23 protein-coding genes are annotated in these 23,142 nt (G+C 63.5%); 15 read left to right on the top strand and 8 right to left on the bottom strand.

Annotated features, from left to right (window positions below; all coding sequences use genetic code 11):
* Positions 1-358 precede the first annotated feature (358 nt).
* Both WDO72_00715 and WDO72_00710 read left to right on the top strand, forming a co-directional pair.
* Positions 359-5,854 (top strand): HAMP domain-containing protein, encoded by a 5,496-nt coding sequence (locus WDO72_00715; protein MEJ0084178.1) that lies wholly within the window; start codon positions 359-361, stop codon positions 5,852-5,854.
* A 13-nt stretch (positions 5,855-5,867) separates the two neighbouring features.
* A complete protein-coding gene (locus WDO72_00710; GenBank protein ID MEJ0084177.1) occupies positions 5,868-7,595 on the top strand; it encodes a response regulator in 1,728 nt (575 codons plus the stop codon).
* 24 nt (positions 7,596-7,619) lie between these two features.
* Here the strand turns inward: WDO72_00710 and WDO72_00705 are convergent, their stop codons facing one another.
* Complete coding sequence (locus WDO72_00705; protein MEJ0084176.1) at positions 7,620-8,270, bottom strand: transposase; 651 nt, start codon at positions 8,268-8,270, stop codon at positions 7,620-7,622.
* A gap of 228 nt (positions 8,271-8,498) precedes the next feature.
* Between WDO72_00705 and WDO72_00700 the strand changes: the two genes are divergently transcribed.
* The gene (locus WDO72_00700) at positions 8,499-9,371 is read left to right on the top strand and encodes a DUF2235 domain-containing protein (protein MEJ0084175.1); all 873 of its coding nucleotides are present in this window, start codon (positions 8,499-8,501) and stop codon (positions 9,369-9,371) included.
* Entirely contained in the window at positions 9,368-11,830 is a 2,463-nt protein-coding gene (locus WDO72_00695; protein ID MEJ0084174.1) for a hypothetical protein, read from the top strand. The genes WDO72_00700 and WDO72_00695 overlap by 4 nt, the downstream gene beginning before the upstream one ends.
* A gap of 16 nt (positions 11,831-11,846) precedes the next feature.
* Here the strand turns inward: WDO72_00695 and WDO72_00690 are convergent, their stop codons facing one another.
* Entirely contained in the window at positions 11,847-12,524 is a 678-nt protein-coding gene (locus WDO72_00690; GenBank protein MEJ0084173.1) for a glutathione S-transferase N-terminal domain-containing protein, read from the bottom strand.
* 79 nt (positions 12,525-12,603) lie between these two features.
* On the opposite strand from WDO72_00690, the gene WDO72_00685 reads away from it, so the two are divergent.
* The 5 genes from WDO72_00685 (at position 12,604) to WDO72_00665 (ending at position 15,377) form a co-directional block, all read left to right on the top strand.
* Complete coding sequence (locus tag WDO72_00685) at positions 12,604-13,431, top strand: hypothetical protein (protein ID MEJ0084172.1); 828 nt, start codon at positions 12,604-12,606, stop codon at positions 13,429-13,431.
* Positions 13,428-13,916, top strand: coding sequence for an ATP-binding protein (locus tag WDO72_00680; protein MEJ0084171.1), 489 nt, complete (start codon positions 13,428-13,430; stop codon positions 13,914-13,916). The genes WDO72_00685 and WDO72_00680 overlap by 4 nt, the downstream gene beginning before the upstream one ends.
* A 262-nt stretch (positions 13,917-14,178) precedes the next feature.
* Positions 14,179-14,340 (top strand): DUF1328 domain-containing protein, encoded by a 162-nt coding sequence (locus tag WDO72_00675; protein ID MEJ0084170.1) that lies wholly within the window; start codon positions 14,179-14,181, stop codon positions 14,338-14,340.
* 9 nt (positions 14,341-14,349) lie between these two features.
* Positions 14,350-14,898, top strand: a complete 549-nt coding sequence (locus WDO72_00670; protein ID MEJ0084169.1) for a BON domain-containing protein — start codon at positions 14,350-14,352, stop codon at positions 14,896-14,898.
* Positions 14,899-15,071: 173 nt separating this feature from the next.
* Positions 15,072-15,377, top strand: coding sequence for a hypothetical protein (locus WDO72_00665; protein ID MEJ0084168.1), 306 nt, complete (start codon positions 15,072-15,074; stop codon positions 15,375-15,377).
* A 112-nt stretch (positions 15,378-15,489) separates the two neighbouring features.
* On the opposite strand, the gene WDO72_00660 is transcribed toward WDO72_00665, so the two are convergent.
* Positions 15,490-16,743 (bottom strand): phospholipase D-like domain-containing protein, encoded by a 1,254-nt coding sequence (locus WDO72_00660; protein MEJ0084167.1) that lies wholly within the window; start codon positions 16,741-16,743, stop codon positions 15,490-15,492.
* Positions 16,744-17,128: 385 nt separating this feature from the next.
* Here WDO72_00660 and WDO72_00655 point away from each other — a divergent pair, with 385 nt between their 5' ends.
* From WDO72_00655 to WDO72_00635, 5 genes are read left to right on the top strand one after another with little or no spacing between them, the layout of a single operon-like run.
* Complete coding sequence (locus tag WDO72_00655) at positions 17,129-17,467, top strand: DUF883 family protein (GenBank protein ID MEJ0084166.1); 339 nt, start codon at positions 17,129-17,131, stop codon at positions 17,465-17,467.
* Positions 17,464-17,952, top strand: a complete 489-nt coding sequence (locus WDO72_00650; protein MEJ0084165.1) for a hypothetical protein — start codon at positions 17,464-17,466, stop codon at positions 17,950-17,952. The genes WDO72_00655 and WDO72_00650 overlap by 4 nt, the downstream gene beginning before the upstream one ends.
* On the top strand, positions 17,936-18,178 hold the full coding sequence (locus tag WDO72_00645; GenBank protein ID MEJ0084164.1) for a hypothetical protein: 243 nt from the start codon (positions 17,936-17,938) through the stop codon (positions 18,176-18,178). The genes WDO72_00650 and WDO72_00645 overlap by 17 nt, the downstream gene beginning before the upstream one ends.
* Positions 18,175-18,750, top strand: coding sequence for a ferritin-like domain-containing protein (locus WDO72_00640; protein ID MEJ0084163.1), 576 nt, complete (start codon positions 18,175-18,177; stop codon positions 18,748-18,750). The genes WDO72_00645 and WDO72_00640 overlap by 4 nt, the downstream gene beginning before the upstream one ends.
* Positions 18,751-18,789: 39 nt before the next feature.
* A complete protein-coding gene (locus tag WDO72_00635) occupies positions 18,790-19,521 on the top strand; it encodes a histidine kinase (protein MEJ0084162.1) in 732 nt (243 codons plus the stop codon).
* Here WDO72_00635 and WDO72_00630 read toward each other — a convergent pair.
* From WDO72_00630 to WDO72_00620, 3 genes are all read right to left on the bottom strand, one after another.
* On the bottom strand, positions 19,481-19,963 hold the full coding sequence (locus tag WDO72_00630) for a response regulator (GenBank protein MEJ0084161.1): 483 nt from the start codon (positions 19,961-19,963) through the stop codon (positions 19,481-19,483). The two genes, WDO72_00635 and WDO72_00630, sit on opposite strands and share 41 nt — an antisense overlap.
* A 27-nt stretch (positions 19,964-19,990) precedes the next feature.
* On the bottom strand, positions 19,991-20,629 hold the full coding sequence (locus WDO72_00625) for a response regulator transcription factor (GenBank protein MEJ0084160.1): 639 nt from the start codon (positions 20,627-20,629) through the stop codon (positions 19,991-19,993).
* Between the two features lie 145 nt (positions 20,630-20,774).
* Positions 20,775-21,428 (bottom strand): superoxide dismutase, encoded by a 654-nt coding sequence (locus WDO72_00620; protein ID MEJ0084159.1) that lies wholly within the window; start codon positions 21,426-21,428, stop codon positions 20,775-20,777.
* A 314-nt stretch (positions 21,429-21,742) separates the two neighbouring features.
* Here WDO72_00620 and WDO72_00615 point away from each other — a divergent pair, with 314 nt between their 5' ends.
* Positions 21,743-22,300: a porin family protein gene (locus WDO72_00615; GenBank protein ID MEJ0084158.1), complete on the top strand. Its 558-nt coding sequence runs from the start codon at positions 21,743-21,745 to the stop codon at positions 22,298-22,300.
* 77 nt (positions 22,301-22,377) lie between these two features.
* Here WDO72_00615 and WDO72_00610 read toward each other — a convergent pair whose 3' ends face one another.
* Both WDO72_00610 and WDO72_00605 read right to left on the bottom strand, forming a co-directional pair.
* A complete protein-coding gene (locus WDO72_00610) occupies positions 22,378-22,752 on the bottom strand; it encodes a response regulator transcription factor (protein ID MEJ0084157.1) in 375 nt (124 codons plus the stop codon).
* Positions 22,753-22,852: 100 nt separating this feature from the next.
* A complete protein-coding gene (locus WDO72_00605; protein ID MEJ0084156.1) occupies positions 22,853-23,041 on the bottom strand; it encodes a hypothetical protein in 189 nt (62 codons plus the stop codon).
* Positions 23,042-23,142: the final 101 nt, after the last annotated feature.

Below are 23,142 nucleotides of genomic sequence, written 5' to 3'. Positions count from 1 at the left end.
GCTACGAAAAGCTACATCTTCAGAAATAGAGCGCTGAGCGGCACTAGGGGCTTTTCGCTTTACGCCTCGTTTTCCGCGCGCTCCATTCGCGCGATCGAAGGGTTCAAACTCACCCCGCGCATCACGCCGGCCGCATGCCGCCCGCGCTGCAATGCCCGCGCCGCTCTTTGGCGTGGTGGCAGTTCGGAGCAGATTCGCGCGGATGCGTGACGGTGACGTTCGAAAATCCGCCGCGCTGGCTTGTGGCGCTCGCGTTTCTGCGCCACGCCGTGTCCGATCTTTCCTACACAACCCCCAGAAGAAGTCAGCGGTCCGCAGGCTTTAGACTCTGACGACCTCGTAGGATGGGCATACCGCAATGGACATTTCCGCACGCGGGCGTTCTTCGCCGCGCCGCCGCACGCCAGCGGTTTCCAAGATCCCCAAGATCAAGGTAACGAACGGCAATGGAGGGAACGGACACGCCGTTGCGGCGGAGTTCGATCTCAAGAAGTTGTTGCGCGCGGTGCAGGCGGTGCGCGAAGGCGATTTCAGCGTGCGCCTTGCTACCGACCAGACGGGGCTGGGCGGAAAGATAGCCGATGCGTTCAATGAAATGGTCAGCGCCAACGAACGCATGGCCTCCGAGCTCGAACGCGCCGGGCAGATGGTCGGCAAGGAAGGCAAGACGCGGATCCGGGTCGCGAGCGAGCGCCGCACCGGTGCGTGGGGCGAGATGGAATCGTCGGTCAACACATTGATCGATGACCTGTTGTGGCCGACGGCCGAAGTGACCCGCACCATCACCGCGGTTGCCAAGGGCGATCTCACGCAGAGCATGCGGCTCGAAGCCGATGGCCGGCCGCTCAAGGGCGAATTCCTGCGTTCGGCCAACGTGGTCAACGAGATGATCACTCAGATGGGCGTGTTCACGTCCGAAGTGACGCGCGTGGCGCGCGAAGTGGGCACCGAAGGAAAACTTGGTGGTCAGGCCGCGGTGCTCGGCGCCAGCGGCGTGTGGAAAGACCTGACCGACAACGTGAATTCCATGGCTGCCAACCTGACCGGCCAGGTGCGCAACATTTCCGAAGTGACCATCGCGGTGGCCAACGGCGATCTGAGCCGCAAGATCTCGGTGGACGTGCGCGGCGAAATCCTGCAGCTCAAGGAAGCCATCAACACGATGGTGGACCAGCTGCGTTCGTTCGCCTCCGAAGTGACGCGCGTGGCGCGTGAAGTCGGCACGGAAGGGAAGTTAGGCGGCCAGGCCATCGTGCCCGGCGTCGCGGGCACCTGGAAAGATCTCACCGACAACGTGAACTTCATGGCCGGCAACCTGACCGGCCAGGTGCGCAATATCGCGGAAGTCACCACCGCCGTCGCGAACGGCGACTTGAGCCGCAAGATCACGGTGGACGTGCGCGGCGAAATCCTGCTGCTCAAGGAAACCATCAACACGATGGTGGATCAGCTGCGCTCCTTTGCGTCCGAAGTGACGCGTGTGGCGCGCGAGGTGGGCACCGAAGGCAAACTCGGCGGACAGGCGGCCGTGCCCGGTGTCGCCGGCACGTGGAAGGATCTCACCGACAACGTGAACTCCATGGCGGCGAACCTGACCGGCCAAGTGCGCAACATCTCGGAAGTGACCATCGCGGTGGCGAGCGGCGACCTGAGCCGCAAGATCACGGTGGACGTGCGTGGCGAAATCCTGCAGCTCAAGGAAACCATCAACACGATGGTGGACCAGCTGCGCTCCTTCGCCTCCGAAGTGACGCGCGTGGCGCGCGAAGTCGGCACGGAAGGAAAGTTAGGCGGCCAGGCCATCGTGCCCGGCATCGCCGGCACGTGGAAGGATCTGACCGACAATGTGAATTCGATGGCCGGCAACCTGACCGGCCAGGTGCGCAACATCGCCGAGGTGACCACGGCGGTGGCCAACGGCGACCTCTCCCGCAAGATCACGGTGGACGTGCGCGGCGAAATCCTGCAGCTGAAGGAAGCCATCAACACGATGGTGGACCAGCTGCGTTCGTTCGCCTCGGAAGTGACGCGCGTGGCGCGCGAGGTGGGCTCCGAAGGCAAGCTCGGTGGCCAGGCCGAAGTGCAGGGCGTGTCGGGTGTGTGGAAGGACCTGACCGACAACGTGAACTCCATGGCGAGCAACCTGACCAACCAGGTGCGCAACATCGCCGAGGTGACGACGGCCGTGGCGCGCGGCGATTTGTCGCGCAAGATCACGGTGGACGTGCGCGGCGAAATCCTGCTGCTCAAGGAAACCATCAACACGATGGTGGACCAGCTGAACGGCTTCGCGGCCGAAGTGACGCGCGTGGCGCGCGAAGTCGGCACGGAAGGAAAACTCGGCGGTCAGGCGACCGTGACCGGCGTCGCCGGCACCTGGAAGGATCTGACCGACTCGGTCAACGCGATGGCCACCAACCTCACGTCGCAAGTGCGCAATATCGCGGAGGTGACCACCGCGGTAGCCAGGGGAGATCTGTCGCGCAAGATCACGGTGGACGTGCGCGGCGAAATCCTCGAGCTCAAGGAAACCATGAACACCATGGTGGACCAGCTCAACAGCTTCGCGGCCGAAGTGACGCGCGTGGCGCGCGAGGTCGGTACCGAGGGAAAGCTCGGTGGCCAGGCCAACGTGAAAGACGTGTCGGGCGTGTGGAAAGACCTGACAGAAAACGTCAACGTCATGGCCAACAACCTCACCGACCAGGTGCGCGGCATCGTCAAGGTCGTGACCGCGGTTGCCACGGGCGACCTGCGCCAGCGACTCACCGTCGAATCGAAGGGCGAAGTCGCCGCGCTCGGCGAAACCATCAACTCCATGACCGGCACGCTCGCCATCTTCGCCGACCAGGTGACCTCGGTGGCGCGCGAAGTGGGCGTGGAAGGCCGGCTCGGCGGCCAGGCGCACGTGGCCGGCGCGGCTGGCACCTGGAAGGACCTGGTCGCGAACGTGAACATGCTCGCGGCGAACCTGACAACCCAGGTGCGCGCGATCGCGGAAGTCGCGACCGCCGTCACCAAGGGCGATCTGACGCGTTCGATCCAGGTCGAAGCGCGCGGCGAAGTGTCCGAGCTCAAGGACAACATCAACGCGATGATCCACAACCTGCGTCACACGACGGAGCGCAACACCGAGCAGGACTGGCTCAAGACCAACCTCGCGAAGTTCAGCCGCATGATGCAGGGCCAGCGCGACCTCGTCACGCTCGGCGAATTGCTGCTGGCCGAATTCGCCCCGCTGGTGAACGCGCACCAGGGTGTCATCTACATCGTCGGCTACGAAGACGGCCAGCGTTATCTCAAGCAGCTCGCCAGTTACGCCGACGTACGCGATTCGGCCGAACCGCGCCGTTACCGCTTCGGTGAAGGCTTCGTCGGCGAATGCGCGGTGCAGCGCCAGCGGTTGTTGCTGGCGCGTGTGCCGCCCGAGGACATCCGCCTCGGCAGCGGCCTGGTCGAAGCGCAACCGCGCAATGTCATCGTGCTGCCGGTGCTGTACGAGGGCGAGATCAAGGCCGTCATCGAACTGGCCTCGATGTATGAATTCACCGCGCCGCACCTGGCGTTCCTCGAGCAGCTCACGGGCTCCATCGGCGTGGTGCTGAACACCATCGAAGCGACGATGCGCACCGAAGGCCTGTTGAAACAGTCGCAGGAACTCGCCGGCGAGTTGCAGGCGCAGCAGGTGGAGCTGCAGACCACGAACGAGGAGATGGCCTCCAAGGCGCGGCTGCTCGCCGAACAGAACGCCGAGGTGGAGCGCAAGAACAACGAAATCGAGCAGGCCCGCAAGGCGCTCGAAGAGAAGGCAGCGGAGCTCGCGCTCACCTCGCGTTACAAGACCGAGTTCCTGGCGAACATGTCGCACGAGCTGCGCACCCCGCTCAACAGCATCCTGATCCTCGGGCAGCAGCTGTCGGAGAATCCGGAGAACAATCTCACCGGCCGACAAGTGGAGTTCGCCAAGACGATCCACGCGGCCGGCACCGATCTGCTCAATCTCATCAGCGACATTCTCGATCTGTCGAAGATCGAGTCGGGCACGGTCACGGTCGAGAGCGAGGAACTGGCGTTCTCGCAGCTGCGCGAAACGATCGAGCGCAATTTCCGCCACGAGGCCGAGTCGCGCCATCTCATGTTCACCGCGGATTTCGACCCGCGCCTCGGGCGCACAATGGTCACGGACGCCAAGCGCCTCATGCAGATCGTGAAGAACCTGCTGTCGAACGCGATGAAATTCACCGCGCAGGGCAGCGTGCGCCTGCACGTCGGTCCCGCGATGCTGGGCTGGAGCGCGGATCACCCGGTACTGTCGCAGGCGAAGAATGTCATCGAATTCTCGGTCACGGATACCGGCATCGGCATCTCGCCCGAGAAGCAGCGCATCATCTTCGAGGCGTTCCAGCAGGCGGATGCGGGTACCGCCCGCAAGTATGGCGGCACGGGATTGGGTCTCGCGATCAGCCGCGAACTGGCGCACCTGCTGGGCGGCGAAATCCGCCTCAAGAGCTCCCCGGGCGCGGGCAGCACCTTCACGCTCTATCTACCCATGGCGTACCAGGGCGCGGCCTATGGCCGTGGCAATGCACCCGTGCATGCGAAGCCATCGGCGGCGCTGCCTGCGCTGCCCGCCCCGCACATCGAGGTGGTCGAGGATGACCGTGAAACGATCGACCCGGGTGACAGCACGGTGATGATCGTCGAGGACGAGCCGCGCTACGCGAAGATGTTGCTGGAGGCGGCGCACGGCAAGGGCTTCAAGGTGCTGGTGGCGCAGAACGGCGCGGATGCATTGTCGCTGGCGCGCAAATTCCATCCGCGCGCCATCACGCTCGACGTGTTCCTGCCGGACATGCTGGGCTGGACGGTGCTGAATCAGCTCAAGCACGATCCGGCGACGCGGCATATCCCGGTGCAGGTGCTCACGGTCGAGGAAGAGCGGCAATACGGCCTGGAGCGCGGCGCCTTCTCGTTCATGACCAAGCCGTCGACCGTCGAAGGGCTGGCGGCGGTGTTCGAACGAATCCAGGAATTCATCGCGCCGCGGGTGCGCGAATTGCTGGTGATCGAGGACGACTCGGCCGAGCAGATGAGCATCGCCGCGCTGATCGGCGCGGACGACATCCAGATCACCAAGGCGGCCAGCGGCGCGGAAGCCCTTGCGCTGCTGCGCGAGACAAAGTTCGACTGCGTGATCCTCGATCTGAAGCTTCCCGACATCTCCGGTTTCGAGCTGCTGTCGGAGATCCAGCGCGACGAGCGCCTGCGCGACATGCCCATCATCGTGTTCACCGGGCGCGAGCTCACGCCGGAAGAGGAAACCGAGCTGCGCCAGCGCGCGAAGAGCATCGTGTTGAAGGGCGTGCAGTCGCCCGAACGCCTGCTCGACGAGACTGCGTTGTTCCTGCATCGCGTGATCGCGGATCTTCCGGAAGCCAAGCAGCGCATGATCGAGAAGCTGCACGACAGCGACGAGCCGCTGCGCGACCGCAAGGTGCTGGTGGTGGACGACGACGTGCGCAACATCTTCGCGTTGAACAGCCTGCTCGAACGGCACGGCATGAACGTCATCACGGCGACCAACGGCCATGACGCGATCGAACTACTGGACAGCAACCCCGATCTGTCACTCATCCTGACCGACGTCATGATGCCGGAGATGGACGGCTACGAAACGATGCGGCGAATCCGCGAGATTCCGGCTTTCCGCTCGCTGCCGATCATCGCGTTGACGGCCAAGGCCATGAAGGGCGACCGCGAAAAATGCCTGCAGGCCGGTGCTTCCGATTACGTTGCCAAACCCGTGAACACCACGCAGCTGCTGTCGCTGGTGCGCATGTGGTTGCAGCCGTAGGGATAGATACTCAATGAATGCACCTGTTCCAGCCCTGCCGCACGGCCGCGAGGCCGCCAATATCCTGATGGTGGACGACCAGCCGGCGCGGCTGCTGACCTATCGCGCCATCCTCGAGCCGCTGGGGCACAACTTGGTGGCGGTCAACTCCGGCCTCGAAGCGCTCGAAGCGCTGATGAAGCAGGAGTTCGCGGTGGTGCTGCTCGACGTGAAGATGCCGGGGATGGACGGCTTCGAGACGGCGGCGCTCATCCACGACCATCCGCGCTTCGAGACCACGCCGATCATTTTCGTCACCGGTGTGCACGTCACCGAGTTCGACCGGCTCAAGGGGTACAAGGCCGGCGCGATCGACTACGTGTACATCCCGGTGGTGCCGGAGATCCTGCGCAGCAAAGTGGCGGTGCTCATCGAGCTCGACCGCCAGCGCCGCGCGCTGCAGAGCGTGAACAAGGAACTGGCCGAGTCGAACCGCCGGCTCGAAGAGGCTAACTACAACCTGCAGTCGGAGAAGACCCGCGAGCTCGAGGAGATCAACGGCCACCTGCAGAAGGCGAACGATGAGCTGCAGCACTCGCTGCGTTCGCTCGAAACCGAGATCCGCGAGCGGATCCGCGCGGAAAATTCACTCAAGGAGGCCGTCGTCAAGCGGGACGAGTTCCTCGCTATGTTGTCGCACGAGCTGCGTAATCCGTTGTCGCCCTTGCGTAATGCCTCGCACATGTTGATGCAGGGCGAGACGCAGGATCCGAAGATCATCTGGTCGCGCGGGGTCATCGCGCGGCAGCTCAAACACATGATCCGGCTGGTCGACGACCTGCTGGATGTGTCGCGCATCGCGCGCGGCAAGATCGTGCTGGTGAGTGAGGCGGTGCAGGTTGCGGATGTGATCGCCGCCGCGGTGGAGACCGTGCAGCCGCTGCTCGATCAGAAGAAGCAGCGCCTGGAGATCGACTCGGCGCGGTCTGCTTTGACGGTGCGCGGCGATCCGGTGCGTCTCGCGCAGGTGGTCGGCAACCTGTTGCACAACGCGGCGAAGTACACGGGTGAGGGCGGGCAGATCGTGCTCGCGACGCGTTCGAACGACGGCCGGGCGGAGATCGTGGTGCGCGACAGCGGCATCGGCATCCCGCCGGAATCCATGCCGCATATCTTCGAGCTGTTCACGCAGATTCCGAGCGAACGCGCGTCGACCAGCGGCGGTCTGGGAATCGGGCTGGCGCTGGTGCGCGCATTGGTCGAGCTGCATGGCGGCGAAATCGGTGCGGCCAGCCCCGGCGCGGATCAGGGCAGCGAATTCACGGTGCGGCTGCCGCTGTTCGATCAGGACGAGGCTGCGCGCGAGGCGCCATCAACACAAAGGAGCGAGCCGGTCATGCAGGTACGCCGCAATATTCTGATCGCCGATGACAACCAGGATGCGCTCGAGAGCCTGGCGCTGATGCTGCGGATGGAAGGTCACGAGGTGACCTGCGCGTCGGATGGCGAAGAAGCGCTGGCGCTGGCCGGGCAGACGCGGCCCGAGATCGTGGTGCTGGATGTCGGCATGCCGAAGCTCGATGGTTGTGAGGTTGCGAGGAGAATACGCGCGGAGAGCTGGGGCCGCGGCGCGGTGCTCGTGGCGCTCACCGGGTGGGGACAGGATGTCGATCGCCGCCGCTCCCGCGAAGCGGGTTTCGACATGCACCTCGTGAAGCCCGTAGACCCCGCCACCCTCTGCGACATGCTCGTCACCCAATAAAAGGGGACATGCCTATTTTTCCGACTACAGATCCAGCGGCATGGTGGTCGGTATTTCCCCCGGCTGCTTTCGTGGACGGCCTCTCGGTCGGATAGAGAACTCGACTCCAAGCGTCTTGGCGGTAGTTTCAACCCAGTCTGTCGCGCCAATGGGTCGCTGACGTCGAATGGAGTTCCGCAAGTCGTCCAGTTCGGCCGCCGTCTGAGGCTGATTGACCCTCCTGGTCCAGTCGTCCGGCAGCGCGACCGGCGGCACGTCCGGGCTCACCAGCGGGTGATTCGCGATCCGCCAGTTCAAACTACCCCACTGCCAGTTCTCTGCCCGAGTGACCAGCCCCGCACGCAAGGCATTGCGTTCCACGTAGCGCATCACGCGCAGCAGATGGTGGTCTTGCTGGATTGCGGACGCCTTGAAGCGGTTCTGCCAAAGCCTTCCGGTCGTGGCGTACTTTCTGTGGTGCCGGGCTGCATGATTGGTGAACAACCAATGCGTCCATCTGGAGATTGCATCGTCGTCCGATGGCCGCAGCACGAAGTGCACGTGATTCGGCATGAGGCAGGTTGCCAGGACTCCCAGCGGGAATCTCTGCTGCGCTGCGGCCATGAAACACACCATGGCTGCGTAGTCCGAGGAGTCGTGAAAAATTCGCTCCTTGTTGTTCGCGCGATTCATCACGTGATAGCAGTAGCCTGCGACGATGGCTCGAGCTCTGCGTGGCATCCCTCCAAGCTACCGGCGCAGCAGGAGTTTGTCGCGCGGGATAACTGATGCGTCTGTGCCGATTCACGCGATGAAGAAACACGGCGGTAAAAAGTCGCAGCAATTCGAATCCGTCCGCTGCCGAATAAATAGGCATGTCCCCTTTAATGTATTCTTCGCGCCTCTGCTGGGAGGCGGATCACCATGGCGCTATATGCGTTCGACGGAACCTGGAACTCGGAAAAGGATGCCGGTCGCTACGACCTGAACACCAACGTGGTGAGGTTCAAGGATCTCTACACTGGTACGAAATTCTTCTACAAAGGCGTCGGCACCAAACACGGCACGCTCGGAAAATTCATGGGCGGTGCCTTCGGCGTCGGCGGCCATGACCGCATCGAAGACGCGCAGCGCGACATGGCGAAACAATTCGCCGCCGGCGATCGCGACATCGACATCGTCGGCTTCAGCCGCGGTGCCGCGCTGGCGGTGCACTTCGCCAACGTCGTCACCGACGATGGCGTCAAGGTCGACGGCAAGGTCGAGAAACCGCAGATCCGTTTCCTCGGCGTGTGGGACATCGTCGCGGCTTTCGGCATTCCCATCAACCTGCCGGGCTTCAATTTCAACCGCATCAATCTCGGTTATCACCTCGGTTTGCCGAAGGCCGTGAAGTATTGCTACCACGCACTCGCGCTCGACGAGGCGCGCCAGACCTTCCGCCCGACCCGCGTCAAAGGCGGCTGCGAGGTGTGGTTCCGTGGCGTGCATTCGGATGTCGGCGGCGGCAACAACAACCACGCGCTCAACGACATCACGTTGCGCTGGATGCTCCACAAGGCCATCGCGAGCGGCCTGCCGATGCAGACCGATTGCATCGGCACGAGCTGCGCGCGCGCCGACATCGACGGCAAGATCGGCGAGAACTTCGATCCTATCCACAATCGCTGGCGCGAGCCCAAGCCCGGCGACCGGTTTCACTACACGGTCGGGCAGCGCCCGAAACACGCCAATCCACCCGACCCTTGCACGCGCGAAAGCGAGCTCGAAGAAACGCAGGCGTGGGGTGGGGCATGAGCGGCGGCGAAATGGACGCGATCGCACAACTCGAAGGCGACCAGGTGCACGTCTTCGACGGGTTCCTCCAGCAGGAGCGCAGCGCCCTCGATCTACCCTGCGCGAAAGCTGATCTCGCCGTGCCCTGCGGCGCAGCGCTGGCGATCTCCGGCGGCGGCATCCGTTCGGCTTCGTTCGCGCTCGGCGTCATCCAGACGTTCATGAACGAGAAACCCGGCGACACGCCCGCGGACGCGGCGGACAGCTGCTTCGACCGCTTCGATTACATGTCGACCGTGTCCGGCGGCGGCTACATCGGCGGTGCGGTTTCCTGGCTCAAGTTCCACTTCCGCAAGGACGGCGCGTACCGGCGTTTTCTCGGCGCGGCGGATCTCGGCGCGCGCAGCGCGGAGTTCCTCGCCAGCAAGACCGAACATGCCGAGGGCAGCCGCTTCACCTGGCTCGACTACTTCCGGCAACACGGCAACTACCTCAAGCCCTCGAGCATGTCGACGATGTCGCTGCTCGGGGTGGCGCTGCGCGGCACGTTGATCACGCTGTGTGTGTACACGTCCATCCTCGCGGCGATGTTGTGGGCCATGGAGGTCGGTGGAATCCTGCCGGCGAGTGACGGCCCGGCCGCATGGCAGGGGCATCCGCAGCGCATCGAATCGCTGCTGCTGTTCCTCGGCCTCATCGTTACGGGCGCATTCCTGTTGTTCGGCGTTGCGAGCTGGCTAGGCAGCATTCCGACCCGGGCCGCGGTGTTCATCGGCGCCGTGCCACCCGTCCTGTTCATCGTCGCGGCGGTGCGGCTGCTGCGGCATCCGGATGGCAGCGTCGCGATCAATCCGGCGGATCTGCATTGGCGCTGGCCCGTGGGCGTGGGTTTTCTGGTCGCGGCGGCCGCGTGCCTGGTGCTGCTGTGGTGGGCGCGCGCGGACTACGAGCAGGCGCGCGACGGTTCACACGTGGTGCACAAGTGGCAATACCGCGTGCGCATCCTCTACCAGCAGGTCCTCGGGCCGTTGCTGACTGGCCTGGTGTTGTTGGCCGCCGTGTGGAGCGTGCCGTACGCGTTTCGATTCATCGAGGCGAAGATCGGCGGCGTATCCGCGGGGTTGTCGAGCTCGCTGCTGGGCGTGCTCGGCGCTATCTACCAGTTCATCGCCGGCCGCGACAAGAAGTCCACCTCGTCCGTCTTCTCCACGGTGCGCATCCTGCTGACCGCGGTGTTGCTGGTGTACGGCATCCTGCTGGTCGCGTATTCGATCGTGCAGTCACTGCATGGCGACGAGTACGACGTGGAGATCGCGCACCTGACGTTCTCGATGCTGGCCGTGGTCGGTGTGCTGGGTGTGTTCGCCGGCTTCATCGTCAATGCCAACTACATCGGCATCGGGCGCATGTACCGCGACCGCCTGATGGAACTGTTCATGCCCGACAAGGACGCGATCCGCGACAACCAGTGGAAACGCGCCGGTACCGCCGACCAGTTCGACCTGGTCAAACTGGTCGACGAGAAGGGCGGTCCGCAACGGCCGCTGCATCTCGTGAACTGCAACGTGGTGATGGTGGGCGCGCGGCAGGACCGCTTCCGTGGCCGCGGCGGCGACAGCTTCGTGTTGTCGCAGCGTTTCAGCGGCAGCAGCGCGACCGGCTGGATCGACACGCGGAATCTCGGCGATGGCCATTTCACGCTGGCCACCGCGGTGGCCTGTTCGGGCGCCGCGGCGAGTCCGCACGCCGGCGTGGCGGGGCGCGGCATCACGCGTAATGCGCTGGTGTCGTTGTTGCTGTCGCTGACCAATGTGCGGCTCGGGTACTGGGTACGTAACCCGCATGCTTCGCGCGTGCCAAAGGCGTGGCACAAATGGTTTCCGCCCAACTTGCTGGCGCCCGGCATTCGCCAGGGCTTGTTCGGCAGCGGCACCACCGAGAACGCGTTCTTCATCGAGCTGACGGACGGCGGCCACTTCGACAACACCGGCATTTACGAGCTGATTCGCCGCCGAGTAAAGGTAATCGTGTTGTCGCAGGCGAGCCAGGACGTGTCTTTCGCGATGGAGGATCTCGCCAACACCATCCAGCGCGTGCGCGTCGATTTCGGCGTCCACATCCGCTTCACCAGCGAGGACTATCCACTCGACGTATTGCGGCCGGCGCAGCTCGGCGCGGCCGCGAAGCGGGGCTGGGCGGTGGGAACCATCAAGTATCCGGGCACCAGCGAGCTCGGCATCATCCTGTACCTGCAGGCGGCGCCGATTGCCGGCATGAATGCCGACACCTCCTCGTACTGGCGGCGCAACGTGGATTTCCCCAATCAGACTACCGCCGATCAGTTCTTCGACGAGGAGCAGCTCGAGGCCTATCGTGAGCTCGGCATGGCGATCGCGCAGGAAGCCATCGCGGCGCTCAAGGCGCAACACGGGCCGCGCGATGCGCCGATGGTGGCATTACGCAAGACGTTTGGCTGGTAGCGGCGCGACCGGAATCCTACTTGAGGTCCTGATCGCGAAATCCGAACAGGCGCTTCTTGTCCTCGTCCGTCGCGGCCGGAGCCGCGTTCATGAGATCCGCGCCCACGGCGGCGCCGCGCTGCACGGCCGGGCGGGCGCCGACGCTTTCGAACCAGCGTTTGACGTTGGGAAAATCCTCTAACTTCTGTCCCTGCCAGTCGTACCGGACCACCCACGGCCAGGCGGCGATGTCGGCGATGGAGTAGTCGCCCGCGATGTACTCGGACTTGCCGAGCTGCGTGTCGAGCACCTTGTAGAGCCGCGCGACCTCGGTCTGGAAGCGATGCATGGCGTATTCGATCTTCTGCGGCGAGTACTTGAGGAAGTGGTGTGCCTGGCCGGCCATCGGGCCGAGACCGCCGACCTGCCAGTACAACCACTGCAGCACTCGGTATTTACCGAGGGTATCGGCGGGTAAGAGTTTCCCCGTCTTCTCGGCGAGGTATTGCAGGATCGCGCCGGACTCGAAGATCGCGATGCCGCCGTCGACCATGGCGGGCATCTTGTTGTTAGGACTTAGCGCAAGGAAATCGTCTTTGAACTGATCTCCCTTATTAATGTTCACGGGGAAGATGCGATATTGCAGCCCGGTTTCCTCGAGCATGATGGTGATCTTCTTGCCATTGCCCGTGGGCCAGAAGTAGAGGTCGATCACTGGGTACTCCGCGCGTCGAGAGAATGGCCGGGAGTATAGTTCGCCGCATAACGGCGAAAACGACAGGGAGTGCAATGAAATGCCGAAGCCCGTAAAGCGGGTCTCCGATGGGCGGCCGAAACAGGCCGTTTTTGCCGCCAGCGTCCGGCAATTTCCCAAACGGCTGATCGTCGTCAGCGAGGGGGATTCCTGGTTCAGTTACCCGCTCAACGCGAACCTCGCCGACTACGTGGAGATGATGAGCGACTTCTCGATGCTGCGGCTCGAGCACAACGGCGACGAAGCGCGCGACATCCTCGGAAACGGCAGCGAGCAGCTGAAGAAGCTCAAGTACTACCTCAAGAACTACGCAGTCGATCTGCTCATGATGAGCGCCGGCGGCAACGATCTCGTGGCCCGCGAATTGGGCAAGGTGCTCAACCCGAAGGCGGCCGGCGCGACCTGGCAGAGCGCCGTCAAGCTCGGCGCACTAACTACCGTGCTGGACGACATCGTGGCGGCGTATTCGCGGCTGCTCGACGCGCGTGACGTGTTGCGGCCCAAATGCGTGGTGGTCGCGCACAGCTATTGTTATTTCCAACCTACCGGCCGCAAGGCCACCGGCCCGTTCGGACTGCTCAAGGCGGGTCCGTGGATGCGCCCGGTGCTGCTGTCGAAGGGGATCGAGCCGGACACCGAAGGGCGCGAAGTCGCGAAATACCTGGTCGACGAGCTACACGCCCGGCTCCGGGCGCTGGCCGCGGCCCGGCCCCGGTTCCACGTGGTGGACATGCGCGCCGCCTTGCCGGTCGACGATGTGCACTGGGCCGACGAAATTCATCCCAGCGGTACAGGTTTCCGCCGGCTGGCCGAAGACTTCTGGCGGCCATTGCTCAGATCGCAGTTTCCGGGGCGAGGTTTCGAATGATGCACGATGAACAATTGAAGCCGGTGCTCGACCGCCTGCTGGCCACGCGCCGCGCCAAGGTCGAAGGCAGCCAGGCCGGCGTCTGCCGGGGGCTGCGCGTGTTGTTCACCGGCCCTTCGGGCAGGAACAAGCTGCTCGCGGCGCAATTGTTCGCGAACGAGCTGTCGGTCGACCTGTTCGAAATCGACCTGCAGCGCATCGTCAGCAAGTACGTCGGCGATACCGAGAAGAACCTCGACGCATTCTTCAAGGCGGCGGAAGCGTCCGATGCCGTGCTGCTGTTCGACGATACGGATCACCTGTTCGGGGAAAGCATGCCGGCGGCGGAAGACTCCGGGCGCTTTCCCAATCTCAACGTCGCGCAGCTGCGGCAGCGGATCGAGAGCTACGACGGCGTCGTTGTGCTGGGCGCCGACGATCGCGCGCACATCGATCCGAATCTCGCCAGGCAATGCGACGAGGTCGTCGAGCTCAACGACGACTAGTTTGGCGCCTTGTTTGGTGTCAGGTGGGACTTGCGGGAACTGGCACCCGCCAGTGCCAAATTCGCGCGCCAGGCCCCCAGTTCCCGCAAGTCCCACCTGACACCAACCTCCCACGGTTGTAATCCCCGGGCCTTACAGCCATGTGGGCATCCACCTACGTTCGTTGCGCCCACCAGCCTGCATAGGCCAACTGGCACTCCGCCCATCATGCGCTCCGCCGGCACCGAAGTTCCGGTGCGTTCCAACTAGTGCGGAGATATCGATGCTTCACTACGCAGTCATCTTTTTCGTAATCGCGCTCATCGCAGCCGTGTTCGGCTTTGCCGGCATCGCCGCAGGCGCAGCGGGTATTGCGAAGATCCTGTTCTTCGTCTTCCTGATCCTCGCGGTAGTCAGTTTCATTGCCAATACGGCTCGGAGATAAGAGGTTTATATGCAGAAATCAAAAGGTTTTGTCGGTGCGGTTGCTTTCGTGATGTCCCTCGCGATGGTCGCCTGCGCGTCCACGCGCACGCAGAAGTCGCCTGGTGAGCAGGTCGACGATTCGGTGACCACGGGCCGCGTGAAGGCGGCGTTGATCGCGGATCCGGTCACCAAAGCCCACCAGATCGACGTCGAGACCTTCAAGGGTACCGTTCAGCTGAACGGCTTCGTCGACACGTCGGCCAGCAAGGATCGCGCTTCGCAGGTTGCGAAGAGCACCAAGGGCGTGACCGCGGTGCACAACAATCTGACGGTCAAGACGACCGGCCGCACGGGTGAAGAAGTCATCGACGATGGCGCCATCACCGCGAAGGTGAAGGCCGCGCTCGCCGGCGACCCGCGCACCAAGGCGCACCAGGTGAACGTCGAGACGCGTGAGGGCAAAGTGCAGCTGTCCGGCTTCGTGGATTCTTCGGAAGCGAAGTCCACCGCCGAAGAGCTGGCCCGCGCTGTCGACAACGTCAAGAGCGTGGACAACGAGCTCGACGTCAAGAAGTAAGTCAGGCGAGAAGCCTTTTAGCGAGGCGCAAGTGACGGGGCCGGAGTAATCCTCCGGCCCCGTTTTGTTTTGGCCTACAGGATCGGGGTGCGGGCGCCGACTGATGGCGGCGCCCGGCTTGCGCACAGTGGCCCCTCGCCGCGCCAAGCGGCCCTTCCGATCAGGAGAACGCGATGTCCATCAGCAACAGAATCGAGCGTTTCACCACGCACTGGCAGAGCAAGTTCAAGGACGAGCCGTATTACAACTCCCGGTACGAGTGGGATGACTACGACCCGGCGTATCGCTATGCGCAGAGGTCGTATGAGGAAAATCCCAATGCGCGCTTCGAAGATGTCGAGACCCGTCTCGAGGCCGGCTGGGACATCGCCAAGGGCAAGTCGAAACTCGCCTGGGCCGACGCGAAGCAGGCGATCCGCTCGGCCTGGAACAGCGTCGAGCGCGTGATCCCCGGCGACTCGGACCGCGACGGCCGCTGACGGGTCGGTGCCGGTCGGTGTCAGGTGGGACTTGCGGGAACTGGCGCAGCGTTGAAGCTGCGCTAGTTCCCGCAAGTCCCACCTGACACCCCGGCACCAGCACCTACGTCATTTACAACCAGTACTGGATCGGCAGCCACAGCAGCTCCTTGAAGCGCTCGCGCAGGCCGCGCTTCTTCCACTGCGCCAGCGTGATCTCCTTCGAATCGGCCAGATCCTTCGCGAAGGCTGCGTTCATCTGCTGCGCGAAGCCCGCGTCGATCACGCACACGCTGATCTCGTTGTTGTGCACGAAGCTGCGCCAGTCGAAATTCGTCGATCCGATCGACGACCACACGCCGTCGACCACGATGCTCTTCGAGTGCAGGAAGGCGTCCTCCAGCTCATACAACTTGACGCCGTCGTCCAGCAGCTCGCGGTAGTGAGCCCGGCCGGCGTAGAACACGCCCGAGAAATCGCTGTACGAGGGCAGGATGATACGTACCTGCACGCCACGCTTCGCGGCGGCGCGCAACGCATTTTCGAGCGTGTCGTCGGGCACGAAATACGCCATCGTGATGTCGATGCTGCGCTGCGCGTACGTGATCACCGACAACAACGTGGCGTAGATGTCATTGGTCTCGTCGTCGGGCGTGCTCGCGACGATCTGGACGATCGTGTCGCCGCCCTTGACGGCATCCTCGCGGAACGCCGGCAGCACCGCACCCTGGCACTCGGCCCGTCTCCAGGTTTCGCGGAACAGGCTTTCCAGATGTTTCGCCGCCGTGCCACGCAGGGCGATGTGGGTATCGCGCCATCCCTGGTGCAGCGCGTTCTGCCGCGAAAGGCCGCGACGCCGCGCCTGACCCGACGCGATGCGATATGCGTTGCTGAAATTGACGCCGCCCGCGAATGCCGTGACGCCGTCGACCACCACGATCTTGCGATGATCGCGCTGATTGAGGCCGGCGAAGCGGTGATCGAAGGGATTGAGCGGATTGAACGCGCACAGCGAGATGCCCGCCTCGCCGAGGCCGCCGAGGAATTTCGCGTCGGTCGTCAGGGAGCCGATCGCGTCGTAGAGCACGTATACGTGCACGCCGCGTTGCGCGGCCTGTTGCAACACGCCGCTCAGCTTCCGGTCGCCATGAATCGCCTCCTCGAAGATGAAGCTCTCGACCAGCACGTATTCCCGGGCCTGCTCGATGGCGGTGAACATCGCCTCGTACGTGCGCGGGCCATCGATCAGTAGTTCGACGCCGTTGCCGGTCAGCAGTGGCGGCGCGCCGATGTCGCGCATCGCGGCAAGGTGATAGTCGAGCAGCGAGGTGTCGCCGGTCGCCGCGAGTTTGCGCGTCAGGCGGATGCTGGCCGCGCGTCCGACCATGCCGTCGGCGCTCTCGAGATCGACGGGCGCGCTGGACCGCGAGAGGGGCAGGCTTCTGGCGAAGCGGACTTCGGGGAGGACTTTGCAGCCCCCGAGCAGGGAGGCGCCGCCTAACAATACAAAAAAAAGAACCGCCCATCGGGGTCGATGGGCGGTTTGTTGCGTGGTCAGATGACGCGAAACAATATCGAGGGGAGGGGCTCGTCGCGTCACTCTTCCACTTCTCCACTGGACGGGACGCAGTATCCCGCACCAACCGGCTGCGCGCTCCAAGATGGAGCGCCGGGTTGGCGTCAGCGATTTCCTACATGGCGTGCGCTGCAAATCCGAATGTGACGTACCATTCCCGGGTCCATCCTGCACTGCATATAGAAGAGGACTCGCCATGCATGTACCCGCCAATCAACCGGAGTTCAGCGCCGCCGTGGAACCCGCCGTCGAAGAATTGAATCGCATCGTAGACCAGGCGGAGACGTTGTTGCGCTCGCTTGGAGCCGAAGGTGGAGAGGCCGCTGAAGCGGTGCGCCAGCGCGTAACGCAGACGCTGAACCAGGCCAAGGCCAAACTCGCCGCGACCGCCACGGACGCCGAGGCAGTGGCTACCAGTCTGGCGGACCGTGCCGATGGTTTCGTGCGCGCGAATCCGTGGCAATCGATCGCCATCGCCGCCTTGTTAGGCAGTGTCGTCACGCTGCTCATTTCCAAGTCGCTCAACAAATCGTGATGGAGCCGGCCGGCGAAAAGGCGCCGGGGAACGGCTTCGATCCCGAGCCGCATCCCGCGCGCGAAATGTCGCTGCACTTGTTGCGCATGCTCGAGACGCGCATGGATGCCGCCGGCATCGCATTCCAGGCCGAGACTCAGCGCGTCATGGCGCGGCTGCAGCTGAAGTTGCTGGCCGCGGCGGCGATCTTCATCGCGATCTGGGGTGGCATCGTGCTGCTCGCGATCTCGCTGCCGGAAAACCTGCGCGTGCCGGTGTTGTCCGCGGTGGTGATCGGCTTCGTCATCGCCGGTGTTGCCTGCCAGCTCGTTGCCAGGCGCAAGGCGTCCACGCGCGAGGTCGGTTCGCTCGCCTGGTTCCTCGACAGTCTGCGGCTGGATCTCGAAGTGTTGTCGCGCACGCTGGCGCGTTCGCAGGCGCAGCCGCAGGAACCACAACCACAACCCGAACCCGAAAGGAATCCGCCCAGTGATATCGCCGCTTGAACGGGCGCGTCTGCTGGACGCGGAAATGCAGCTGCAACGAGCCTGGCTCGAACTCAACCTGCGCGAACTGCAGGGCGCGGCGCGCGAGTCGCTGTGGTCGAAACTGCAACCACTCAAGCTCGGCATGCTGGGCATGTCGTTATTCAAGAACCGATCGTTGTGGCTTGCCGCGGTCAGCTTGCTGATCAATTTCTACCGGCGCCAGACGCACAAGGAGAAGTCATGAACGCGAATCTGAAAGACCAGGTGCCGGCGGGAGACAAGGCATTCATTTCGGATCTGAGCGCGCTGCGCAAACGTGCCCGCGAGCAGATGATGAAAGGTGCGGTCACGCCGAGTTATCCGGAGGCGGACCGCCTCGCCATCGTCGAACTACTGCAGACGGCGCTGGCCACCGAGCTGGTGTGTGTGTTGCGGTACAAGCGGCACTATTTCGTCACACATGGCATCCGCGCGAAGTTCGTCTCGGCCGAGTTCCTCGAACACGCGGGTGAGGAACAGGAACATGCCGACAAGATCGCGGAGCGCATCGTGCAGCTGGGTGAAGACCCGGATCTGAATCCAGCGACGCTGCTGTCGCGCAGTCACTCCGAATACGACGAAGCCACGTCCTTGCGTGCCATGCTCGAGGCCGACCTGTTCGCCGAACGGATCGCCATCGAGAGTTATCGCGAGATGGTCAATTTCATCGGCCAGCGCGATTCGACCACGCGGCGGATTCTCGAATCGATCCTGGCGCAGGAAGAAGAACACGCCGAAGACCTCGTTGATTTGCTCGAGGATTTGCCGAAGGATTGATCGCCCTCGGAGCGGGGGGTTCGCGAGGCGACCATGACGATGGCTGACAAAGAGCCGGGCGTGAGCCCGGCCGGTGTGCAATACGATCCCGAACTCGAGGCCCGCGTCGCCGCGCGCACCGAAGAGTTGTCGCTGCTTTCGACAGAGTTGTTGCGCCTCATGGAGGCGGAGCGTTCGCAGCTCGCCAAGGAGCTGCATGATGAGCTCGGCGGTCTCATCACCGCGGCGAAGATGGACATGGCCTGGCTGCAATCACATATCGGCGCGACGCTCGATGGTCCGGGGCAGGAAAAATTCCGCTCCGTCTTGCAGATGTTGAACCAGGCGATGACGCTCAAGCGGCGCGTGGTCGAGAACCTGCGGCCATCCTTGCTCGATCACTTCGGGTTACCGGTCGCGCTGCGCAGCCATTTCGAAGAGGCGTGTCGCGCCGCACAGGTGGAGTGCATCGTCACCTTGCCCGAAGATCTGCCCGATCTCGAATCGACCGCGCAGCTCACGCTGTTTCGGGTCGCGCAGGAAGCGCTGATCAATCTGTTGAAACGCGGCGGCGCGAAACACGTGGAATTGGTGATCGAGCCGCAAGGCGAGGGTTACCTCATGACCGTCGGCGATGACAGTGCCGCCATGGACGAAGCGCAACAACGTGCGCTCACGGGCATGCGGCACCGGATGTCCGGTGCCGGCGGCAATCTGTCGGTGGCCGCATCGCCCGGCCAGGGCAACCGGATTACGGCTTACGTGCCGCGATCCCCAGCAGGATCGGAATGAGCTGGTCGATCTCGCGCATCTTGTCGAGGAAGTGATCGGCGCCGGCCTGCATGCAGCGCTCACGCACGGTCGGCAGATCGTAGTTGGTCAGCACGATGATCCAGACGTGGCCGCCGTCCCCGCTCGCCTTGTTGCGGGCGCGAGCCTGGCGGATGACGCCGATGCCGCTGCCCGGGCGCAGTTCCACGTCGACGACGATGGCGTCGTAAGGCACCGAGTCGAGTTTCTCCACCGCTTCGGCTTCCGCCGCGGCGAGGCCAGTCACCTTGAAGGCCGCATGCTGCGACAGCATGTTTTCCAGGCGCCCACGCAGCAGCGGCGAATCCTCGACCAGCAGGATTCTCAACGGTTTGCCTGGCGCGCCGTTCTTGCGTGCCGCATTGGCGGCCGGCTGGCCGCGAGACGCGGCCGAAGGTGCTGACGTCGACTGCTGGTATTCCATCACCCCATCCACGGCCTGCGGCCCTAACTATTGAACGAGGTTATTCCGTAGCGCATAGGTCGTGATGTCAGCATTACTCTTCATGGACATCTTCTCGAGGATGCGACTGCGGTAGGTGCTCACCGTCTTCACGCTCAGGAACAGGCGATTCGCGATTTCCGACACCGACTCGCCTTGCGCGAGTTTGCAGAAGATCTGGAACTCACGTTCCGAGAGGATGCTGTGCAACGGGGCGTTCGGGTCGCCGCGAACGCCGGCGACCAGCAGGTCGGCGAGGTCGGGCCCCACGTAACGGCCACCGCGGGCCACCGTGCGGATGGCGCGGAAGAGCTCGGATTCTTCCGTGCCTTTGCCGACGAAGCCGCTGGCACCGCCGCGCAACACGTTCAAGCCGTATTGCGCCTCGGGGAACGCGCTCAGGATGAGCACACCCACCGACTCGTAATGCGCCTTCGCGTGTTTGAGCACGTCGAGGCCGGAGACATCCGGCAGCGACAGGTCGAGCAGCAACACGTCGATGGTGTGTTGTCTGAGCTGATCCATCGCGTCGCGACCTGAAGTTGCCTCGGCGACGACCGCGAGGTCGGGCTGCGCATTGATCAGGGTTCGTAGGCCGGCGCGGACAACCTGGTGGTCATCCACAATCATGACTCTGGTGCGATTCATGGCCCGGGGCTGCTCCACAACTTGTTGGTTTATCTCGTGCATTGCTGAAGTCTACATTTGTGAGATGACCCGCCTGTCCGGCAGACTTCCGCTACGCGCGTCAGAAGTTTCCTACAGCGATGGAGCGTCGTGCAACGCCGCTGCCTCACGCCGCCGCCTTCGCGCTCACGAACAATTCGTCCGCGTGCGCCCAATTGGCCACGTTCCAGAACGCTTCGATGAATTCGGGCCGCCGGTTCTGGAATTTGAGGTAGTACGCGTGCTCCCAGACATCGAGGATCAACACCGCCGTTTTGTCGCCCGGTCGGGGCACGGTGTGATCTTTCAGAGCTTCGATCGCGAGTTTCCGCGTGGCGTGTTCGACGGTCAGCGCCACCCAGCCGCTGGCGAAATGTCCGGCGGCGGCAGCACTGAACTTCTTGCGGAAGTCTTCGAGCGAACCGAAGGAATCGTTCAACGCCTTGCCGAATGCGCTCGACGGCGCTTTCGCCGGCGCGGGCGCCAGCGAATTCCAGAACAGGTCGTGCAGCAGGTGGCCGCCACCATTGTTGATCACGGCGGTGCGCACGGCCGGCGGTAGTTTGTCGGGGTCGCGCAGCAATTGCGCGAGTGTGAGCTGCTGGAGCGTTTCTTCCTTCGCCAACGCTTCGTTGAGTTTCTTCACGTAGGTGGCGTGGTGCTCGCGATGATGCAGCTGCAATGTTTTCTGATCGAGGTGCGGCTCCAGCGCGTCGTATGCGTAGGGCAGATCGGGAAGCGTGAACGGATATTTCTGTCGGGTGACGTCGGCTGACACCATGATATTTCTCCTTGTTAGCGAGGCACGAATCGTAAGGCCGCAGGGGAGTTTTCTTAAGACTCGCGGCGCGAGTGACTGCGGTAAGACTTTTCCGGCGTCGTTTGGTGCTCACGCGGGCGATTCGTTGGCGGGGCGCCACGAAATTCCGGCGCACCGACAGAGAACCCTCACGCAAGGCGCCGACAGCCGGGGCCGACACCGATGCGTGGCCGCCACTGAGTGGCGGGTCCGGGGTCGCCGCGTAACGTGCCGCCGCAGTTCGACCACTCAAGGAAGTACCAATGAATGTGAAACTAGCTGCAGCGATCGCTGCCTTGACGACGGGGGCTCTGGCGCCGGCGGCGTATGCGCAGGCACAGGATGAAGTGTCCGGCTTTTACGTCGGCGGCGGCGTCGGGCAATTCAATGCGGGCATCGACGACGTCGACGATGTGGACGACACGGTGGAAGGCTGGGACGACGATGACACCGCGTACAAGTTCTTCGCGGGGTATCGCCTGAATCGTTTCCTGGCGTTCGAGCTCGACTACATCAATCTCGGTGAGCCATCCGGCGCCGTGGTACCGGGGTTCAATGTGGATGCCTCGGTCGACGGCTTCGCACCGTACGTGGTCGGCACCATTCCGCTGGGCCCGTACTTCGAGGTCTATGGCCGCCTTGGTTATTACTTCTATGACGCGAACGTGGGTGTCGAGAACGAGATCGATGGCCGCGCCGAGTTCGACGAGGAGTCCGAGGATCTGGTGTATGGCGCGGGCATCGGCGCCAACATCGGCGAGAAGCTCAACATCCGCTTCGAGTACGAGAAGTTCGACCTGCAGGGTCTGGATGACTCCGACGCGTTGTGGCTGACCGCCGCCTGGCGATTCTAGTTAGTTAGCTGTTACGGAAGGAAAAGGGGACATGCCTATTTATTGGCGGCCCAATAAATAGGCATGTCCCCTTTTCCTCAGACGCGTTTGTCGCGGATCGCGTCTAGCAGCAATTCGAAATCGCCGTTTTTGGGCACATAGGCATCCGCACCCGCGGCCAGCGTGTGACGAATCATCTCCGGGTGCGCGTGGCCTGAGAACACGATGATCGATATGTTGTGACCGGCAGTCCGCACGGCTCTCAACACGTCGATGCTCGAGCGGCCCTGCAGTTCGAGATCGAGCACCAGCACATCCGCCTTGTGCTCGGCGGTGCTGGCGATGACGGCGTCCACGTCGGAAGCCGTGCCCACACACTTCATGTCGGATTCCGCGGAAACCAGTGTGACCAGCAGGTCACGCAGGTCGTCGTTGTCTTCGGCAATCAGGACGCGAAGCGGATGCGCGGTCATGTCGCTCAAAGCCTGCCTGCCAACACGGGGCGCGTATTGTCGCAAGCCTACCGGCCCGCATTCAATGGATTCTTGCGGGCAGGGGTCCGTCGCAACGGGACTAAAGGAGCGAGCGCTCCAGGCCGGCGCGAACGTCGTCCAGCAGATCGTTGCCGCCGTCGTTGCGCAAGGCCTCGATCACCGCGCGCAGCTCGAGCAGCCGATCGAGCTTGTATTGCTCGAGGTCGGCCGGGGATGCGCCCGCCGCGGCGAGCTCGCCGAACGCGAGGTGTCCGGCTTCTGCAGTCATTGATCGGCCCATGTCGAAAAGCTCCAGGAATCAATCCTTGATTCGATGGGACCAGTGTGCCGAACGCCAGGTTCCGCCGAAGCGTCTCGCCAACTGATTGT

This window comes from Pseudomonadota bacterium, assembly GCA_037200975.1.
GTDB lineage: Bacteria > Pseudomonadota > Gammaproteobacteria > Steroidobacterales > Steroidobacteraceae > CADEED01.
The sequence above is the reverse complement of the archived record's forward strand: the minus strand, read 5'-3'. Positions and strand labels throughout refer to the sequence as shown.

Coding starts and splice junctions, on each gene's coding strand:
- WDO72_00715 (MEJ0084178.1), top strand. CDS start 359: ATGGACATTTCCGCACGCGGGCGTTCTTCGCCGCGCCGCCGCACGCCA.
- WDO72_00710 (MEJ0084177.1), top strand. CDS start 5,868: ATGAATGCACCTGTTCCAGCCCTGCCGCACGGCCGCGAGGCCGCCAAT.
- WDO72_00700 (MEJ0084175.1), top strand. CDS start 8,499: ATGGCGCTATATGCGTTCGACGGAACCTGGAACTCGGAAAAGGATGCC.
- WDO72_00695 (MEJ0084174.1), top strand. CDS start 9,368: ATGAGCGGCGGCGAAATGGACGCGATCGCACAACTCGAAGGCGACCAG.
- WDO72_00685 (MEJ0084172.1), top strand. CDS start 12,604: ATGCCGAAGCCCGTAAAGCGGGTCTCCGATGGGCGGCCGAAACAGGCC.
- WDO72_00680 (MEJ0084171.1), top strand. CDS start 13,428: ATGATGCACGATGAACAATTGAAGCCGGTGCTCGACCGCCTGCTGGCC.
- WDO72_00675 (MEJ0084170.1), top strand. CDS start 14,179: ATGCTTCACTACGCAGTCATCTTTTTCGTAATCGCGCTCATCGCAGCC.
- WDO72_00670 (MEJ0084169.1), top strand. CDS start 14,350: ATGCAGAAATCAAAAGGTTTTGTCGGTGCGGTTGCTTTCGTGATGTCC.
- WDO72_00665 (MEJ0084168.1), top strand. CDS start 15,072: ATGTCCATCAGCAACAGAATCGAGCGTTTCACCACGCACTGGCAGAGC.
- WDO72_00660 (MEJ0084167.1), bottom strand. CDS start 16,743: ATGGTCGGACGCGCGGCCAGCATCCGCCTGACGCGCAAACTCGCGGCG.
- WDO72_00655 (MEJ0084166.1), top strand. CDS start 17,129: ATGCATGTACCCGCCAATCAACCGGAGTTCAGCGCCGCCGTGGAACCC.
- WDO72_00640 (MEJ0084163.1), top strand. CDS start 18,175: ATGAACGCGAATCTGAAAGACCAGGTGCCGGCGGGAGACAAGGCATTC.
- WDO72_00635 (MEJ0084162.1), top strand. CDS start 18,790: ATGGCTGACAAAGAGCCGGGCGTGAGCCCGGCCGGTGTGCAATACGAT.
- WDO72_00630 (MEJ0084161.1), bottom strand. CDS start 19,963: ATGGAATACCAGCAGTCGACGTCAGCACCTTCGGCCGCGTCTCGCGGC.
- WDO72_00625 (MEJ0084160.1), bottom strand. CDS start 20,629: ATGAATCGCACCAGAGTCATGATTGTGGATGACCACCAGGTTGTCCGC.
- WDO72_00620 (MEJ0084159.1), bottom strand. CDS start 21,428: ATGGTGTCAGCCGACGTCACCCGACAGAAATATCCGTTCACGCTTCCC.
- WDO72_00610 (MEJ0084157.1), bottom strand. CDS start 22,752: ATGACCGCGCATCCGCTTCGCGTCCTGATTGCCGAAGACAACGACGAC.
- WDO72_00605 (MEJ0084156.1), bottom strand. CDS start 23,041: ATGACTGCAGAAGCCGGACACCTCGCGTTCGGCGAGCTCGCCGCGGCG.